Genomic DNA, 1806 nt, shown 5'->3' with positions numbered 1-1806 from the left:
TCTTCTAAACAAACAATCTGTGTGAACACTTACGAGCACTTCGTAAGGAGGTGATCCAACCGCAGGTTCCCCTACGGTTACCTTGTTACGACTTCACCCCAGTCATGAACCACACCGTGGTAAACGCCCTCCCGAAGGTTAAGCTATCTACTTCTGGTGCAACCCACTCCCATGGTGTGACGGGCGGTGTGTACAAGGCCCGGGAACGTATTCACCGTGACATTCTGATTCACGATTACTAGCGATTCCGACTTCATGGAGTCGAGTTGCAGACTCCAATCCGGACTTAGACGTATTTTATGAGGTCCGCTTACTCTCGCGAGGTCGCCTCCCTTTGTATACGCCATTGTAGCACGTGTGTAGCCCTGGTCGTAAGGGCCATGATGACTTGACGTCGTCCCCACCTTCCTCCGCTTTATCAACGGCAGTCTCCTTTGAGTTCCCGACCGAATCGATGGCAACAAAGGATAAGGGTTGCGCTCGTTGCGGGACTTAACCCAACATTTCACAACACGAGCTGACGACAGCCATGCAGCACCTGTCTCACAGTTCCCGAAGGCACTCTCATATCTCTACAAGATTCTGTGGATGTCAAGACCAGGTAAGGTTCTTCGCGTTGCATCGAATTAAACCACATGCTCCACCGCTTGTGCGGGCCCCCGTCAATTCATTTGAGTTTTAACCTTGCGGCCGTACTCCCCAGGCGGTCGATTTATCGCGTTAGCTTCGGAGCCCATCACTCTAGGCAACAAACTCCAAATCGACATCGTTTACAGCGTGGACTACCAGGGTATCTAATCCTGTTTGCTCCCCACGCTTTCGCATCTCAGCGTCAGTATCTGTCCAGAAGGCCGCCTTCGCCACCGGTATTCCTCCACATCTCTACGCATTTCACCGCTACACGTGGAATTCTACCTTCCTCTACAATACTCCAGATAACCAGTTTTAAATGCAATTCCTAGGTTGAGCCCAGGGATTTCACACCTAACTTAATTATCCGCCTACATGCCCTTTACGCCCAGTCATTCCGATTAACGCTCGCACCCTCCGTATTACCGCGGCTGCTGGCACGGAGTTAGCCGGTGCTTCTTCTGTAACTAACGTCAATTCTAGGCACTTTTCATACCCAAAACTTCCTCACTACCGAAAGTACTTTACAACCCGAAGGCCTTCTTCATACACGCGGCATGGCTGCATCAGGGTTCCCCCCATTGTGCAATATTCCCCACTGCTGCCTCCCGTAGGAGTCTGGACCGTGTCTCAGTTCCAGTGTGGCTGGTCATCCTCTCAGACCAGCTAGAGATCGTCGCCTTGGTAAGCCTTTACCCTACCAACTAGCTAATCCCATATGGGTTCATCAAATGGCGTACGTCCTCGCGGAACCGTACTTTGGTTTCTCAACTTTATGCGGTATTAGCAGTCGTTTCCAACTGTTGTCCCCCACCATTCGGCAGATCCCCATACATTACTCACCCGTCCGCCACTCGTCATCAAGTGCAAGCACTCATGTTACCGTTCGACTTGCATGTGTTAAGCCTGCCGCCAGCGTTCAATCTGAGCCATGATCAAACTCTTCAATTTAAAGTTTGATGCTCGATAACTGTCTCTGACATATTCAAATGAATCTTCAGTGTCACTTATCAAGACTTAATTTTTTTAGTCCGTAGACTTTAATCTTTTGTCTCGCAAGTGCCCACACAGATTGTCTGTTTCTTCTTTTTAAAGAGCTGACAGCTTCTATTTAACCCAACATTTCGTTGTTTTACTTCGCTGTCTCAAGGGTTGCATATACTACGCTAACCTTTT

General features: G+C 49.3%; 1 rRNA gene. It reads right to left on the bottom strand.

Annotated elements, in window-relative coordinates:
* Window positions 1–43: 43 nt before the first annotated feature.
* A 16S ribosomal RNA gene (locus tag A9G35_RS00430) occupies window positions 44–1581 on the bottom strand.
* Window positions 1582–1806: the final 225 nt, after the last annotated feature.

Origin of the sequence: Gilliamella sp. Choc5-1 (genome assembly GCF_001690595.1) — a bacterium.
GTDB classification, from domain to species: Bacteria; Pseudomonadota; Gammaproteobacteria; order Enterobacterales; family Orbaceae; genus Gilliamella; species Gilliamella apicola_M.
Note: the sequence above shows the minus strand (reverse complement) of the source record. Positions and strands in the feature narration are given on the sequence as shown.